13 protein-coding genes are annotated in these 15,632 nt (G+C 65.2%); 5 read left to right on the forward strand and 8 right to left on the reverse strand.

From position 1 onward, the window contains the following. Positions 1 to 200: 200 nt before the first annotated feature. From HAV22_RS14090 to HAV22_RS14100, 3 genes are all read right to left on the reverse strand, one after another. Positions 201 to 1,361, reverse strand: a complete 1,161-nt coding sequence (locus HAV22_RS14090) for a UCP032817 domain-containing protein (RefSeq protein ID WP_208296196.1) — start codon at positions 1,359 to 1,361, stop codon at positions 201 to 203. A 291-nt stretch (positions 1,362 to 1,652) separates the two neighbouring features. Further along, a complete protein-coding gene (locus HAV22_RS14095) occupies positions 1,653 to 3,506 on the reverse strand; it encodes a sensor histidine kinase (RefSeq protein WP_166859725.1) in 1,854 nt (617 codons plus the stop codon). A gap of 178 nt (positions 3,507 to 3,684) precedes the next feature. After that, entirely contained in the window at positions 3,685 to 5,433 is a 1,749-nt protein-coding gene (locus tag HAV22_RS14100) for a glutamine--tRNA ligase/YqeY domain fusion protein (RefSeq protein ID WP_166859726.1), read from the reverse strand. Between the two features lie 200 nt (positions 5,434 to 5,633). Here HAV22_RS14100 and HAV22_RS14105 point away from each other — a divergent pair, with 200 nt between their 5' ends. From HAV22_RS14105 to HAV22_RS14125, 5 genes are all read left to right on the forward strand, one after another. Continuing rightward, entirely contained in the window at positions 5,634 to 5,924 is a 291-nt protein-coding gene (locus HAV22_RS14105) for a DnaJ domain-containing protein (protein ID WP_166859727.1), read from the forward strand. Between the two features lie 25 nt (positions 5,925 to 5,949). Beyond that, on the forward strand, positions 5,950 to 6,465 hold the full coding sequence (locus HAV22_RS14110; protein WP_166859728.1) for a hypothetical protein: 516 nt from the start codon (positions 5,950 to 5,952) through the stop codon (positions 6,463 to 6,465). After that, positions 6,462 to 7,244: an aldehyde dehydrogenase gene (locus tag HAV22_RS14115; protein WP_166859729.1), complete on the forward strand. Its 783-nt coding sequence runs from the start codon at positions 6,462 to 6,464 to the stop codon at positions 7,242 to 7,244. Before HAV22_RS14110 ends, HAV22_RS14115 begins: the two co-directional genes overlap by 4 nt. A 17-nt stretch (positions 7,245 to 7,261) precedes the next feature. Then, a complete protein-coding gene (locus tag HAV22_RS14120; RefSeq protein ID WP_166859995.1) occupies positions 7,262 to 8,140 on the forward strand; it encodes a hypothetical protein in 879 nt (292 codons plus the stop codon). Positions 8,141 to 8,364: 224 nt separating this feature from the next. Beyond that, on the forward strand, positions 8,365 to 8,691 hold the full coding sequence (locus HAV22_RS14125) for a hypothetical protein (RefSeq protein ID WP_166859730.1): 327 nt from the start codon (positions 8,365 to 8,367) through the stop codon (positions 8,689 to 8,691). Positions 8,692 to 9,112: 421 nt separating this feature from the next. Here the strand turns inward: HAV22_RS14125 and HAV22_RS14130 are convergent, their stop codons facing one another. From HAV22_RS14130 to HAV22_RS14150, 5 genes are all read right to left on the reverse strand, one after another. Continuing rightward, positions 9,113 to 9,343, reverse strand: a complete 231-nt coding sequence (locus tag HAV22_RS14130; protein ID WP_229421234.1) for a hypothetical protein — start codon at positions 9,341 to 9,343, stop codon at positions 9,113 to 9,115. Then, positions 9,300 to 9,626, reverse strand: coding sequence for a hypothetical protein (locus HAV22_RS14135; protein WP_166859731.1), 327 nt, complete (start codon positions 9,624 to 9,626; stop codon positions 9,300 to 9,302). The genes HAV22_RS14130 and HAV22_RS14135 overlap by 44 nt, the downstream gene beginning before the upstream one ends. A 488-nt stretch (positions 9,627 to 10,114) precedes the next feature. Beyond that, complete coding sequence (locus tag HAV22_RS14140; protein ID WP_166859732.1) at positions 10,115 to 11,383, reverse strand: CaiB/BaiF CoA transferase family protein; 1,269 nt, start codon at positions 11,381 to 11,383, stop codon at positions 10,115 to 10,117. Positions 11,384 to 11,418: 35 nt separating this feature from the next. Next, complete coding sequence (locus HAV22_RS14145) at positions 11,419 to 13,185, reverse strand: cation:proton antiporter domain-containing protein (RefSeq protein WP_166859733.1); 1,767 nt, start codon at positions 13,183 to 13,185, stop codon at positions 11,419 to 11,421. Between the two features lie 109 nt (positions 13,186 to 13,294). Beyond that, the gene (locus tag HAV22_RS14150; protein ID WP_166859734.1) at positions 13,295 to 15,556 is read right to left on the reverse strand and encodes a family 1 glycosylhydrolase; all 2,262 of its coding nucleotides are present in this window, start codon (positions 15,554 to 15,556) and stop codon (positions 13,295 to 13,297) included. Positions 15,557 to 15,632: the final 76 nt, after the last annotated feature.

Raw genomic sequence — 15,632 nt, forward strand, 5'->3', positions numbered from 1 at the left:
TTTGTTGAAATTACTTGGCTTGGGTGCCTGACGAACCTAGCAGTTCGAAGAGTTGTTCCTGCCGCCGAAAGAATGGTTTTGCGCTGCTTCAAGACATGATCGTAAACGAATAAATCCGTCCGGGATACGGGCGGATCGTATGGTGCGGGCGAAAGCGCCCGCACGGAGGAAGACGGGATGCCGCGGCACCCCGGATCGAATCACGCGGCCACGCTTGCCTCGGCCCTTGTACGCGGGCTCGCGCAGTATGCCGTCTCGGTGCGGGGGCTGGCGCAGTATGCGGTTGCCGATACCGCGCCCTCGCTGTTGCGTGCTTGCGTCTTGACGCGTGGGCTGGCGCAATAAGCCGCTTCGACGCGCGGGCTGGCGCAGTAGGCCGTTGCAGACGTCGCGCCTTCGCCAGTGCGCGTCTGTGCCTTGATGCGCGGGCTGGCGCAATAGGCCGCTTCGATGCGCGGGCTCGCGCAGTAAGCGGTTTTGGTACGCGGGCTGGCGCAGTAGGCGGTCGCGGACGTCGCGCCTTCGCCGGTGCGGGCTTGTGCCTTGATACGCGGGCTGGCGCAATAGGCCGCTTCGATGCGGGGGCTGGCGCAGTAAGCGGTTTTGGTACGCGGGCTGGCGCAGTACGCAGTTGCAGACGTGGCGCCTTCGCCGGTGCGGGCTTGTGCCTTGATGCGCGGGCTGGCGCAATAAGCCGCTTCGATGCGCGGGCTGGCGCAGTAGGCGGTTTTGGTACGCGGGCTGGCGCAGTAGGCCGTCGCGGACGTCGCGCCTTCGCCGGTGCGGGCTTGCGCCTTGATACGTGGGCTGGCGCAGTAGGCGGTTTTGGTCCACGGGCCGGCGCAGTAGGCCGCTTCGACACGCGGGCTGGCGCAGTATGCCGCCTCGACGCGCGGGCTCGCGCAGTAGGCGGCGACGGCGGTCGTCGCGATCTGGCCATCGCGCGCCGCGTCGCCAGCTGCCGGCGCGGCCAGCGCACCCGGGTAAGCGTCGCCGAACGTGGCTTCGTACAGGTCACGCATGCGGTCGCCGCTGTCGAGGCGGAACTGCTCGTCGTCTTCGTCGCCCATGCCGACGTACGGGTAATGATGCAGGAAGTAGCCGAACGCCTGCTCGCAGTCGGCGGCGTATTTCATCGTGTCGAGGATGTGGTAGTGCCAGAACGTGTCGACGTCGACCAGCGGTGCCGTGTCCTCGTCCGGATACAGCTTCATCAGGCACAGGAAACGACGGTATTCCTTTTCGACGGCATTGGCTTTTTCCAGGCTCCAGCCTTCGCCGGACGGGCCGTGCATCAGCTTCGTCTTGATCGGTTCCAGGTCGAGTTGCATCACGGCGTTGAACAGGTCGTTTGCGTTCATGATTATCCTCATTGTGTGTAGTTAAAAGTACAGCTTTCCCTAGTTATGGTTTGTGGTGAAGCAACTGCCCGAGAACAACATTTCCTTAAAGCACATGCTGACGTCCAGCAACATCTAACGTGATTCGTGGATCTGTCTTACATGTGATCAATGTAAATGAGGGAATTCCTTGAGTTATTGATATTTATCAAAGAAACAACAATAGTTGCTTAAGCGGATATGCAATACGCGAAAGATAGGATAGGCCCTATCCAACGGGGATAAATGACGGGGGCAGTGCGAGGAGGTGGATCAGATGACGGAGGAGCCCGTAGCTTGCTCGAGAGGGGAATGAACAGGATGTTCCTGCTGTCCGATGACGGGCGCGGACACGGTCACCGTCGTGCCTCCGTCCGGCTCGCTGAACACGGCGCAGGTGCCGCCAAGGATCACGATGCGCTCTTCGATGCCGACGAGGCCGAACGATCCGTATTTGTTGCGCCCGCCCGGCGGCAGGCCGCAACCGTTGTCGCGCACCGTCAGCGACAGCCAGCCGCCGTTCAGCCGCAACTCCACCTTCACGCGCGTCGCGTTCGCGTGCCGCACGATGTTCGTCAGCGATTCCTGCAGGATGCGGAAGAACGCCGTCGCGCAATGGTCCGACAGCATGATTTCGCCGTGGTCATCCTGAATGTCGCACTGGATGCCCGTGCGGCGCTGGAACTGGTTGACTTGCCACTCGACCGCGGCAGAGAGGCCCAGGTCGAGCACCGTCGGACGCAGGTCGTTGATGATCTGGCGCACGCTCTTGATCGTCGTGTCGATCTGCAGCAGCGTGGCGCGGGCGCGCTTGTGCAGGTGGCTGTGCGTGCCTTGCGTGCGTCCGGCCAGCAGTTCGGCCTCGATGCGCAGCGCGAGCAGGCTCTGGCCGAGGTCGTCGTGGATCTCGCGCGCGATGCGCTTGCGCTCCATTTCCTTGATCTGGTAGGCGTGGTCGGCCAGGCGCCTGAGCTTCTGGTGCGACAGCTGCAGCTTGCCCTGGCTTTCGCGCAGTTCGCTCGTCATCTCCTGCGCGAGCGCGAGGGCGGCGCGGCGTGACGAGGTCAGCGTGTGCAGCAGCGCGTACAGCAGGATCGAGCCGAGGAAGCCGAACCCCATCATCAGCTTCGGGTAATACGTGTCGAAGGCCGTGTACAGCGAGGCCTTCGGGGCCGAGTAGGTCGTCTTCCATGTACGGCCGTTGAAATCCAGCGGGATGGTCACGGAAAACGTGCCCTCGCCGGCGGCCGGCGGCGGCGTCGGATCGGCACGCGTGCCCTGGCTGTCGAACAAGATGCGCGGCAGCCCCGCCGTATCGCGGCCTTTGGCGTCCAGCCCCGGCCCGATGTCGTACAAGGTCATGCGCAGGCCGCGGATCGGGACCTCGTCCATCACGCCGTGCAGCAGTTTCGGAACGCTGAACGCAATGCCCAGCGAGCCGGTATAGGCCGCGCGGCGTTGTTCGGTCGTGGCGGGCGCGGTGCCGATGCGATAGATCGGCATGCGCATGCCGAGGTGCGTGTCGTTGGGCCCGGACAGCGCGAGGATCGGCGTGCCGGACGCGTACAACGAGCCGCGGTCGCGCGACTCGTCCAGCTGGCGGCTGAAATAGCGGTTGGCCGCCAGGTCGGTGCCGTAGTGGCCGGGTGTCGCCGGGTCCGGCTCGATGTACGACACGACCAGGTAGGACGGACGCCTTCCCGGCGGCGTGATGTCCAGCGGGGCTGCCAGGTGCACGACGTCGTGCATTTCCTTGCGCAATTCGGCGACGAAGACGTCGCGCTCCGGGGCGGTTACTAGGATCGCGAAATTGATCGAGTCGATGGCCGGGTAATTCCGCGCGAGGTTCAACCCGTTGACATATTCGTGGAACTTGCGGTGGCTCAGGACATCGGTGCTCTGGATCATGCTGCCGGCCGTACGCAGCACGTCGGTATAGGATTTGATCCGGACGCTGATGACGCTCTGCGCATACTTCGCGTGGTTGACGAAGCGTTCGTGGGCATTGTTTTCGATCGAGCGCTGGGTGATCACGTACGCCACGCTGCCGATGACGGACGACAGCAGCACGCCCGTCCAGAACGAGAACCGGGTGACGGAAAACGCGTCGCGCAGGACCGGGGGCATGGTTATTCGGAAGTGGCGCCGGACCTCTCCGGCAGATCATAGTTGACAATTTGCAACTTACTCGCGTCGCGCGCGGGATGGACCTAGCAGTTTGAAGGGTTGTCGATAGGGCAAAAGTGTAAAAAAAAAGCCCGGCTCACGCATGGAGCCGGGCTTGTGCGGGATAGACGGGGGCGTCTTACTTGCCCCAGCTGTCCTTGAGCGTCGTGACGCGGTTGAACACGGGCTTGTCCGGCGCGGAATCGACGCGGTCGGCGACGAAATAGCCGTGGCGCTCGAACTGGAAGCGCTGGTCGGGCGCGGCCTGGGCCAGGCCCGGCTCCAGGTAGGCGGTGACGGTTTCCAGTGCGTTCGGGTTCAGCACGCTCATGAAATCCTTGCCGCCGCCGTCCGGTTGCGGGTCGAGGAACAGGCGGTCGTACAGGCGCACCTCGGCGTCAAGGGCGTGAGTGGCGCTGACCCACGTGATGTTGCCCTTGACCTTGTACGTGTCCGCGCCCGGCGTGCCCGATTTCGAGTCCGGGAAATAGTTCACGTGCACGGCGGTGACGTTGCCGTCCGCATCCTTGTCGAACCCGGTGCACTCCGCCACGAAGCCGTACTTCAGGCGCACGCGCGAGCCCGGCTTGTCGTCGATGGGCGGGTAGAAGCGGTGGTAGCCCTTGGCCGGCACTTCCATGAAGTCTTCCTGCTCGATCCACAGTTCGCGCGAGAACGGGAACGAACGGGTGCCCCATTCCGGATGGTGCGGATGGACGGGCGCGCTGCAGTCGACCGTCTCGCCTTCCGGGAAGTTGTCGACGATGAGCTTCAGCGGACGCAGCACGGCGACGGCGCGCGGCGCCTTCGGGTCGAGGTCGTCGCGCAGCGAGCCTTCCAGGGTGCTCATGTCGATCCAGCCGTCCGCCTTCGAGACGCCGATGCGTTCGCAGAACAGCTGGATGGATTCCGGCGTGTAGCCGCGGCGGCGCAGGCCGACGATCGTGGGCATGCGCGGATCGTCCCAGCCGTTCACGACGCCCGTATCGACCAGCTGGCGCAGCTTGCGCTTCGACGTGACGACGTACGTCAGGTTCAGGCGCGCGAATTCGTACTGGCGCGGCACGGGGCGCTCGAAGAAGCCGCCGTCGGCGAGCGTGTCGACGAGCCAGTCATAGAACGGGCGGTGGTCCTGGAATTCCAGGGTGCACAGCGAGTGCGTGATGTTTTCCAGCGCGTCGGAGATCGGGTGCGTGTAGTCGTACATCGGGTAGATGCACCACTTGTCGCCCGTGCGGTGGTGATGCGCGTGACGGATGCGGTACAGCGCGGGGTCGCGGTTCGTCATGATGGGAGACGCCATCGCGTCCTCGCTCATCTTGGCGCGCAGCACGTGTTCGCCGTCCTTGTACTTGCCGGCCTTCATGTCGCGGAAGATCTGCAGCGATTCCTCGACTGGACGGTTGCGGAACGGCGAGTTCGTGCCCGGCGTGCCGAAATTGCCGCGGTTACGCGACATGTCCTCGGCGCTCTGGCTGTCGACGTAGGCTTTACCGTTCTGGATCAGGTATTCGGCCATCGCGTACAACTGGTCGAAGTAGTCGCTGGCGTAGTGCAGGTATTCCTGGCCACCTTGCTCCCACGTGAAGCCCAGCCATTTGACGCTGTCCATGATCGTGTCGACGTATTCCTGGTCTTCCTTTTCCGGGTTCGTGTCGTCGAAACGGAGGTGGCAGCGGCCCTGGTAGTCGCGGGCGAGGCCGAAGTTCAGGCAGATCGATTTGGCGTGGCCCACGTGCAGGTAGCCGTTCGGCTCCGGCGGGAAGCGCGTGATCACGGACGGCATGCCGGTACGGGCGTGGGTCCCCGAGGCGATATCGGATTCGACGATCGCGCGGACGAAATTCGGCGACGGGGTCGCCGTCGTGGTGTTTTTCTCGTTACTCATGAAGCCGTGTTGGATGGGTATGATTCCCGGCATTTTACCGTAAAGCGGCATCGGGGCCGCTATGTGGTCAAGCGCACGGTCTGCGCGCGGGGCCGTCCGCATACTGGGGAGGCACCGCCCAGCGGTGGCCTGTCAAGTTGGCGCTTTCTATAGGATAATCTCGGTTTAATGTTTTTTCGGCCACAGCCGGAGAGTTCCAAGTGGAAAATTTATACGCGATCCTCGGCGTCGCGCCGAATGCCAGCGACGACGACATCAAGAAGGTCTACCGTTCGCTCGCGATGCGCTACCACCCGGACCGCAACCAGGCGCCGGGTGCGGAGGCGCGTTTCAAGGCCGTCACGAAGGCCTATGAAGTCCTGGCCGACCCGGTCAAGCGCGCCGAATACGACCAGAGCGTGAACCACCGCATCGTGCTCGACGCGGAAGCGGAGGCGTTCGAATTGTGGCGCTCCCTGTTCGCCCTGAACGGCGTGAACGTGGCCGCCTGAACACCCACCAGAATACGAGTCAGACATGAAAAAAGTACATCCGGAGTTCGCCTTCCAGTCGCGCGAACTGGAAGGACAGATCGAGGGCACGCTGGGCGACCCGCCCAACCGCAAGAACTACGACATGATGGTGCAGGCCCTCGTCTCGGAATACGCGAACGGCGACGGGCTGGACGACGTCAACCTGATGGCGTTCGCGCTCGTCGACCGCATCCGCTTCAGCGATCCGAAGGGCCTGATCCGCGAAGCCTACGACTACGAAGGCGGCGACCCGGCGAAGGTGTTCGCGATGGCCAATTGCGACGGCGACGACGAGGGCAAGGCGATGTATGCCGCCATCTGCGACAACTACCCGGAACTGGCGCGTCAGGCCATCGTGACGGCGTTCCTGTACAAGAACCAGGCCCGCTGGGAAGACGACGACCAGTCGCTCGACCAGCTCGCGAAGGATGACGAAGGCGACGACGACGAGCTCGACGAGTCGGCCGCCGGCGACGACTTCGCCCAGTTGTTCGACCAGGATGGAGGTGACCGCGAATGAGCGACGACAACAAATCCAACTTGCCCGCGCTGACCAAGCAGGTCGGCGACCTCGTGCTGGCCGGCTCGCTGCAGCACGCCGAGGAGGCGCTGTCGCAGGCCGCCGACGAGCATGGCGACTACGCCGTGGCCGAGGTGCTGTCCACGTTGCCGCCGCAGGTGACCGCGCTGCACCTTGCCGGCTTCGACGGCGCCAAGACGTCGCTGGCCACGCTGCTCGTGCCGCCGAAGGCATGGGCCGAGAGCCTCGCGTACCTGGCCGCCACGTGGCCGGACGACATGATCGAGGACGATCCCGAGCGCATCGCCGAGAACCTGTTCAACCACATCCACGGCGTCGTCTACGCGACGGAGGACGAAGGCCGCCGCCACGAGCTGCTGTCCGAGGCGTCGGCCACGGACTACGGCGCGACGGCGTTCGCCATCGTGTGGTCGCTGGCGCCGCGCGAGATCCTCGAGGTCGCCGGCGAGATCAACGTGCGCGGCCCGCACATCAACGTGCACACGACGTCCGACAGCGACATCGTGCCGCTCGCCGTCGACCTGGCCAAGGCCAGCGAGGACGGCTGGCAGCGTTCGTTGCTGGAACTGTTCCCGGACTACCGCAACACGGCCGACCTCGCTGACGTCGAACTGCCGGACGACCCGGACGAGGAAACGGAATTCCAGCAGCGCGGCACGCGCGAACTGCTGTACCGCCTGCGCAAGCAGGTGCCGTCCGTGCGCAGCATGCCGCGCCGCAGCGGCCGCCGCAGCATGGGTACGGACATCTTCTCGTGACGGAGCGCGCCACCACGATGCTGCCTGCAATCGTCATCGAAAAACTGCCGCGGCTGGTCCGCGCGATCCGGCTGCTCGCGCAGCACGCCAGTGCCGACGAGGCCGCCGGCCTCGCCGACGAACTCGCCGGCATCACGGCGATGGTGGCCGAGAAGTTCACCAACGACCGCACGGCCGAAGGCATCCAGCGCGCGCAGCTGCTGGCCATCGGCGGCGTCTCGCTGGGCCTCGAACACCTCGTCGAGACCGACGACGAGCAGGGCGACCTGGACGCGCTGGACGTGCTGCTGGACGAGGGCGCGGAATTCGTGTTCCAGCAGGGCTTCCGCCTGATCCGCGAACTGGCGGCGCTGCCGGAAGACACGCTGGTCGGCGAATTCGACAACGACCCCGTGTACGCGCAGCGCCGCTTGAAGGAATTGTTCGTCGATATCTGCACGGCCGATCCGGGCGAGACGTGGTCCGGCTACGAGCGCTACCTGGGGCAGCTGAAGCAGCGCCAGGACGTGCAGGCCGTCGTGCGCGCGGCGCAGTGGCTGCGCCGGCATCACTGGGAAGGCCCCGTCAAGGATCCCGACCTGAACGCGGAAGGCGTCATCGCGCTCGCGATCGTCTTCGGCATCGACGGCAGCGGGCGCATCGTCGCGCGCACGGGGCAAAAGGAATTCGAGCGCTTCGTGCAGGCCGTCCGCAAGGGCAAGCCCGATTTCGAGGCCGGCTGGGCCGCGCTGCTGGAACACATCCCGGCACCGCACCGGGCCATCGTCGCCGACCGCATCGACAGCTACCGCCACAGCCTCCTGCTGCAGAATATCGCTGCCAAAGTGCCGCTGAAGGAATTGTTCGTGGAGCTTGAGAATTACGCTGGCTCGGAGCTCGACGCCGAGTATCCGTAAGGCATGGTGGGCTCAGGGAGCCCACCCTACCTAGCCCAAATCGTAGGGTGGGCACCCGTGCTCACCATCCGCTCGAATCATCAAATTTGGTAATTTGACGGCGAAGCACCGACCTCGTCAGTACGGTTCGTGCGCCCCCCGATTCCCAACAGGACTACCATGACGCTCCAGCCCCGCATCTCCAGCCGGATGCGGACACGAGCCATCAATGCAAGGAGTACGTCATGTTGCAAGCAAACGAAATCCAGCAGCGATTCACTCATATTCAGCAAACCATCCAGGAAGCCGAGCAGGCTTGCAAGCAGGCCGGCGACGCACCGGACGAAATCCGCAACGTGATCGACAAGCTGTCGCGCGAAGCGAAGCAGGCGCAGACCGTCATGCAGTCGAACGACCAGCAGCGCATCCAGCAATGCGTGGACAACCTGGAAGACATGGGCGACGAAGCTAAGCGCATCAGCCGCTCGCTGCCGACGATGCCGGCCCACCTGGAAGCCGCTGTCACCCGCGTGCACGCGGAATTGTCGGACCTGAAGCACAAGCTGCACTGACGTGCGTGACCGCCGCGGCGCGGGCCGTGGCGGTCAGGGTTCCAACTCCAGCTGCAGCCGATAAGGGTAGACCATCTCGCACGGTCGTCCGGCACAGACGGCAGGTTTGTATTGGACGAGGCCGGCAGCGGTGGCGACAAGTTTGCGCACCTCGGCATCGTCCAGTCCGATCGCGGTGACGCTGCGTGCCTTGCCGTCCGCGCCAACCAGCACGTACGCGCTGATCGCCCGATCGGCCGGTACCGGGACGTCGAGCGCGACGTCGCGCCGGATCCACGTCCCGGTATGCAGAATATCGTCCTTGACCGTGTACTTCTTGCCGGGATCAGCGCTGCGTTTCCGTTGCGGCGACGTTTGTTGTCAGCGCAGCAATGCCAGTCGGCAAGGAGTTGCTCTACCGCTTCCGGTGGGGTAGAGCAACTCAAACAAAGACTTCGTATTCGATCAGATTGCCGTCAGCGTCCTTCAGATAGAGGCGCTTTCCGGCATCGACCTGGCTTATCAGACTTTCGTATAAGCGCAGGGCGTTCTTCAGCACTTCCGCATAGGAAGCGGCCTCGGTTTTCTCCTTCAAGGAGTTGAGGCGTTCATACGAACGTTCCGGTAATTCAAGCTGTACCCGTGTCGTTTTTGTCGGCTTTTTCGGCAGCATTACTTTTCTCGAATGCATGCTCCAATCCTTTTGAAACCACAGCCATCACTTGTTCGAAGATGGTGTAATCCTTGGAGATTGCAGCGTATGCCCCTGAGGAGAAAACCAGTACGGCCGCAGCCATGACGGCTACAACTTTCCAGTCCCAACGTGCGGGCTCTCCCTTCTTCTCAGAAGACTTGTTGACGTTCACGGTAACGACAACGCCCTCGGTCTTACCTTTTACGGTAACGTTGATCACGTCAAAGTCGTCACCAGCCTTCACTTCGTACTTCTTCTTCATGGCAGCCCTTTGCGGAGGGAAAGGAGCACACCAGAAGCTTTGCCAACTTTACCTATTTAATTGCCTGCAACATTCAACAGCTTCTGGAGCACACGCGTTAATACGGCTAAAACGCACTGCCAAGGTAAAGGGCTGTTGCAAGGCAATCGACATGTTGTTCATGTCGTAGCAGCAGAGGTTACTCGTGTTTCATATTCGGCTTGGCGCCGAAATAAGCAGCGTTGGATTTCCCATACTTGTCCTTTCCAATTCACTGCCAGCACCGTTGCTGTCAGCGGCACGATCGCTCGTACGACTTCACTATAGACCGTCGCGCGCGGGTTTCAAGTATTTTTTTGATGCGATCTTCATCAAAATTTGATGATGAAAAAATGACAATGAAAGACCTCTGCGGTCTGCCGCGGCAGGTCGTCGTGAAGGAGGGGGAGTCCGCGTGCACCCCAGGCGGATGCGAGTCCGGCAGCGTGCAGGCGGCGATAAAGACAGTGCTAGACGACGCCGCCCGCGCGCAGCGCGGCGATCTCCTCATCGGTCCTGCCCAGCACGGTGCGCAGGACGTCGTCCGTGTGCTCGCCCAGCAGCGGCGGCGCCTTGTCGCTCGTGGCGGGTGTCGCCGACATCCGCATGGGGCTGCGCACGAGTTTCACGGCGCCGGCCGTTGGATGCGGCAGCGCGATTTCCATGCCGCGCGCGCGCACCTGCTCGTTCGCGAACACCTCGTCCAGGTCGTTGATGGGGCCGCAGGGCACGCCCACCGCTTCCAGCATCGCGATCCATTCGTCGCGCGGACGCTCGCGGACCATGTCGGCGAGCAGCGGCACGAGCACGTCGCGGTTTTGCACGCGCAGCGGGTTGGTGGCGAAGCGCGCATCGCGTGCGAGTTCCGGCCGGCCGCCCGCTTCGACGAATTTCTGGTACTGGCCGTCGTTGCCCGCGGCGACGATGATGTGACCGTCGCTGCATGCGAACGTCTGGTATGGCACGATGTTCGCGTGCGCATTGCCCCAGCGCTTGGGGCGCTTGCCGCTGTTCAGGTAATTGCTGCCGACGTTCGCCAGCATCGCGACCTGCGTGTCGAGCAGCGCCATGTCGATGTGCTGGCCTTCGCCCGTGCGGTCGCGGTGGGTGAGGGCGGCGAGCACGGCGACGGTCGCGTACATCCCGGTCATGAGGTCCGTCAGCGCCACGCCCACTTTTTGCGGACCCCCGCCAGGGACTCCATCGCGCTCGCCCGTCACGGACATCAGCCCGCCCATGCCCTGGATCAGGAAGTCGTAGCCGGCGCGGTGCGCGTACGGGCCGTCCTGGCCGAAGCCCGTGATGGAGCAGTACACGAGGTCGGGCTTGATCGCCTTCAGCGTATCGTAGTCGAGGCCGTAGCGCTTCAGGTGGCCGACCTTGAAGTTTTCGATCACGACGTCGCACTGGCGCACCAATTCGCGCAGCAGCGCCTGGCCTTGTTCGCTGGCGATATCGACCGTCACCGAGCGCTTGCCGCGGTTCGCCGACAGGTAGTAGGCCGCTTCCGTCGTCGGCCGGCCGGCGGCGTCGGGCGCGTACGGCGGGCCCCATGCGCGCGTGTCGTCGCCGGCGCCGGGGCGCTCGATCTTGATGACGTCGGCGCCGAGGTCGGCGAGGTTTTGCGAGCACCACGGCCCGGCCAGCACGCGCGACAGGTCGAGCACGCGGATGTGGCTCAGCGCGCCGTGCAGGTGATGGTCCGGACCTTCGTGGGGTCCGTTCGGATGGAATGCCATCTTGTCTCCGATCGATGAGTTGTTCTCGGCGCGGATTATACGTGGCCCGGCGTGTCGTCGAGGGCGGCCGCGAACTGGTCGCGTTCGCGGTCGACGATGTCGTCGACGATGCGCTCGTCAAGGCCCATCCCTTCGAGCACGAACGCCGACAGCTGCAGGCTCGCCTCCAGCGTTTCCGGCACGACGACGTCGGCACCGGCCTTCTTGAGGGCGCGTGCATGCTTCTCGTCGCGCGAGCGCGCGTACAGGCGCACGTCCGGGAACTCGCGCCGGATGCCGCGCACGGCCTGCAGCGCCGACGTCGGATGGTCCATCGTCAGCACGATCGCGGGCGCGTCCGCCGCATGCACGCGCCGCAGCAGTTCCGAGCGCGACGCGTTGCCGAAGTAGACGGGTACCCCGTCTGCGTGCAGCTGCGACACGAGCTTCGCATCGTTCTCGAACGCGACGTACGGGATGTTTTGCGCGGTGAGCAGCTTGGCCAGCTGCTGTCCCACGCGCCCGAAGCCGGCGATGATCACGCGGCCGCGCGCTTCGTCCAGCGCGGCCTCGTCATGCCGCGCGTCCTTGGCACGCGCACGTTCGGCCCATCGTTCGCCGATGGCGTGTCCGAGCCGCGCGAGCAGCGGCGTGATGAACAGCGACAGGCCGACGGCAAGCATCACACGCGCGCCGAGGGCGCCGTCCAGCAGCTTCGATGCGACCGCGTAGCCGATGACGATGAACGCGAATTCGCCGCCCTGGCCCAGCAGCAGACCGCCTTCGATCGCGCGGCCCCACGGCAGGCCGGACAGGCGCAGCAGCGGCGCGATGACGAGGCCCTTGAGCGCCACGAGCCCGAACACGGCGCAGGCGAGCCACAGCGGGGCGTGCACGATCTGCAGCGCGTCCATGCCCATGCCGACCGTCATGAAGAACAAGCCCATGAGCAGGCCCTTGAAGGGTTCGATCATCAGCTCGACTTCGTGCTTGAATTCCGTCTCCGCGAGCAGCAGGCCGGCGATCAGCGCGCCCAGCGCCATCGACAGGCCGGCCAGCGCGGACAAGGCCGCGATGCCGAACGTCGACAGCAGGATCAGGGCCATGAACACGTCCGGCTGGCGATGGCGCGCGAACGCGCGGAACAGCGGGTGCACGACCTTGCCGCCGACGAGGTAGATGAGGGCGATGGCGATCGCAGCCTTCGCCATTGCGGCAAGGGCGACGACGGCCACGTTCGTGTCGGTCCCGGCGCCATGCTTGCTCAACGCCTCGACGAGGATCAGGATCGGCACGACGGCGAGATCCTGCAGCATCAGCACGGCGAATGCGGCCTGGCCGAGCGGGCTCGCCGTGCGCTGGCTCTCGGCCAGCAACTGCATCACGACGGCCGTCGACGACAGCGACAGCACGAGGCCCAGCACGAGTGCCGCGTCGAGGCGCCCGTCGACGAGGACATAGGCCGCGCCGCCGATCAGCGCGGCGCACAGCAGCACCTGCGCGCTCCCCGTGCCGAACACCCAACGGCGCATGGCCCACAGGCGGGCGGCGGAGAGCTCCAGGCCGATCATGAACATCAGGAACAGCACGCCCAGCTCCGCGAGCATCGCGACGTTGTCGTTGTTCGGGAACGTGAACAGGCCCAGCGGCGCCACGTCCTGCGCCAGGCGCCCGAGACCGAAGGGGCCGAGCAGGACGCCGACGGCGAGGAAGCCCAGCACCTGATTGACGCGCAGGCGCTGCAGCAGGGGAATCAGGATGCCGGCAAGGGCAAGGAACAGCAGGATTTCGCGCAGGAAGGGGAAGGCATGTTGCTCTTGCACGGGAGGGCCTTTGTTGGACAGGGTTCCCGGCAATTCTAACGCGTGGGCCGCTCACGCTCGGTGGGCTCGGGGAGCCCACCCTACGATTTGTGCCCACCATGTGCCGAGATTACGCCTGCCGGCTCTCCGCCATGAGAATCAACTCCTCCATCTCCTGATCGACCTCGTTGCGCAGCTCCAGGTAGCGCGCAAGCGCATGATCGAGCCCCGGCAGCAGGATACCCCGTTCGCTGTGCAGCCCCGTGCAGCGGGGCCGGGCCGCCGTGAAGCCGCAGGCATCCCCGGGGATCGCTTCGAGCCGGCTCGCGTCCACCCCGGCCTGCGCGGCCGCGCGCTCCGCCAGTTCCGCCCACGTCAAGGTGCCGACATTGGCCAGGTGCCAGACGCCGCACTCGCCGTCGATCGCGAGGTCGAGGCACGCGTGCACGAGGTCGGGCACGTACGTCGGCGACACGGCCATGTCGCGCGCGGCGCGGAACGGCTCGCCCCGTTCCAGCGCCTGCAGCGCAAGGGTCACGAAGTTGTACTTGTCCCACGGGCCGAAGAACGCGCTCGTGCGCACGACGAGGGCGCCCGGATGCTTGTCCTGCACGCGCAGCTCGGCCTCCGCCTTGCTGCGGCCGTAGACGTTCAGGGGTGCGACCGTGTCGCTCTCGACGTAAGGCCGGTCGAGGGCACCGTCGAACACGAGGTCGCTGGAGAACGTCGTCAGGTGCACGCCGTGGCGCGCGCACGCTGCCGCGAGGATGGCGGGGCCGATCGCGTTCTCGCGGAAGCAGCGTTCCGCGTCGCGCTCGGCATCGTCCACGCGCACATAACCGGCCGTGTTGACGACGGCCCACGGCCGGAACTTGCCCAGCGCGCGTTCGACGGACGCCGGGTCCGTGATGTCCATGTCCTGGCGCGACAGCAGGCGGAAGGCGAGGTTGCGCTTGCGGCAGATGCGGGCGAACGCGCGGCCCAGCGTGCCCGTCGCGCCCGTGATGAGGATGGGTGCCGCGCTCTTGCCGACGAGCGTGTGGCCGTCCGCGGTGATGGAGGTCAGCGCATCCGGCGTGGCGACGGGCTGGCACAGCCAGCGGCCCGGCCTGCGCCACCAGCCCTGGCCGCGCAGCACGGGGTGCGACAGCGGCGTGCCGGACGACAGCTCGCGCATCATGCGCGCGACCGCCGTCGCGCGCGGCTCGGGCGCGCGCACGTCGAACGGGCCTGGTTCGTAGTAGCCGCGGTTCTGCGTCACGAGGCTGTTCCAGTCGAACGAACCGAGCAGCGACCACACGGTCACGGCGCGCAGGTCGACACCCGTCGCCCGCACTTCCTTTGCCGCTTCCCAGATCTCCAGCAGCCAGCGCAGCTGGTCTTCGCGGTTCGCGTCGATGTGGGCTTCCGTGACGGCGAGCGGAATGTGGTACCGGTCCCAGATTTCGTGCAGCAGCGGGGCGATGCCGGCCGTCGGCGTCGCGAGCGCGCGCGACGCCTCGATGTCGGCGCACGGGATGCCATCGGCCATGCCGCGGTGGTGCGGCGGATAGCGGTCGGGGCGGTGATCGAGCCAGCGCTCGCTCGTGACGTAGTAATTGACGCCGATGACGTCCGGCGGGCAGGGATTGGCGCGGAACCACAGGAATTCTTCTTCTGCGATCCCGGTCTTCGTCAGGTATGTCCACAGCGGGTGTTCCGGCCCGACCATGCCGCACAACAGGTCCCACGCGAGCCAGCGGCGCTCGTTGTAGAACTCGGCCACCTTGGCCATCTCGGGCGTGCTGTACGTCTTGCCGAGGTCGTCGGTCTGCACGAGTTTCGCGTCCGGATTGACGGCGCGGATCGCGCGCATCGCGAGCACGACGGCGCGGCACTGGTTCAGCAGGGCCTGGACGAACGTGCGGTCGTCGCGGCCGTGCGGATACCACACGCCGTACAGGCCGGCGAAGCGTGCCGTCGTGCAGGGTTCGTTGACGGGCGTGTAGTACTCGATCCACGGATAGCGCGCGGCCACGGCGCCGGCGTACTCGGCCAGCTGGCCGGCGAATGCGGGGTCGACGAGGCTCGTGTGGCGCGGGCCGCTGCCGTGGTGGATCAGCCCGGCGATCGGCGTGATGCCGTGCGCGCGCAGCGCGTTGAGGCGCGCGTCGGCCCAGGTCCAGTCGGCGGCGGCGACGCCGTCCGGTGCCGTGCGTTCCCACAGCACGGGGTAGCGGATGGCGCGGATGCCGAGGGAGGCAAAGCGGTCGATGTCGTCGGCCCGGTTGGCGTGGCCGTTACGGTCGAGCTGGTGGTAATAGTCGTCGCGGACGCGGTTGACGGTGCATTCGAGGCCGCCCCATAACTCCAGGGGGCGGGCGTGGCTGTTCGTGCTCTTCGTAGAATTCATAAATCACCACAAGTTAGTTTTATGACAACAAAAAATCCAGCATGGCTCCGAACTGGCAAAAAAGTCGGGGAAGCGT

This window comes from Telluria antibiotica, from assembly GCF_011682055.1.
Classification (GTDB): Bacteria; Pseudomonadota; Gammaproteobacteria; order Burkholderiales; family Burkholderiaceae_D; genus Telluria; species Telluria antibiotica.

Coding starts and splice junctions, on each gene's coding strand:
- HAV22_RS14090 (WP_208296196.1), bottom strand. CDS start 1,361: ATGAACGCAAACGACCTGTTCAACGCCGTGATGCAACTCGACCTGGAA.
- HAV22_RS14095 (WP_166859725.1), bottom strand. CDS start 3,506: ATGCCCCCGGTCCTGCGCGACGCGTTTTCCGTCACCCGGTTCTCGTTC.
- HAV22_RS14100 (WP_166859726.1), bottom strand. CDS start 5,433: ATGAGTAACGAGAAAAACACCACGACGGCGACCCCGTCGCCGAATTTC.
- HAV22_RS14110 (WP_166859728.1), top strand. CDS start 5,950: ATGAAAAAAGTACATCCGGAGTTCGCCTTCCAGTCGCGCGAACTGGAA.
- HAV22_RS14115 (WP_166859729.1), top strand. CDS start 6,462: ATGAGCGACGACAACAAATCCAACTTGCCCGCGCTGACCAAGCAGGTC.
- HAV22_RS14120 (WP_166859995.1), top strand. CDS start 7,262: ATGCTGCCTGCAATCGTCATCGAAAAACTGCCGCGGCTGGTCCGCGCG.
- HAV22_RS14125 (WP_166859730.1), top strand. CDS start 8,365: ATGTTGCAAGCAAACGAAATCCAGCAGCGATTCACTCATATTCAGCAA.
- HAV22_RS14130 (WP_229421234.1), bottom strand. CDS start 9,343: ATGCTGCCGAAAAAGCCGACAAAAACGACACGGGTACAGCTTGAATTA.
- HAV22_RS14135 (WP_166859731.1), bottom strand. CDS start 9,626: ATGAAGAAGAAGTACGAAGTGAAGGCTGGTGACGACTTTGACGTGATC.
- HAV22_RS14140 (WP_166859732.1), bottom strand. CDS start 11,383: ATGGCATTCCATCCGAACGGACCCCACGAAGGTCCGGACCATCACCTG.
- HAV22_RS14150 (WP_166859734.1), bottom strand. CDS start 15,556: ATGAATTCTACGAAGAGCACGAACAGCCACGCCCGCCCCCTGGAGTTA.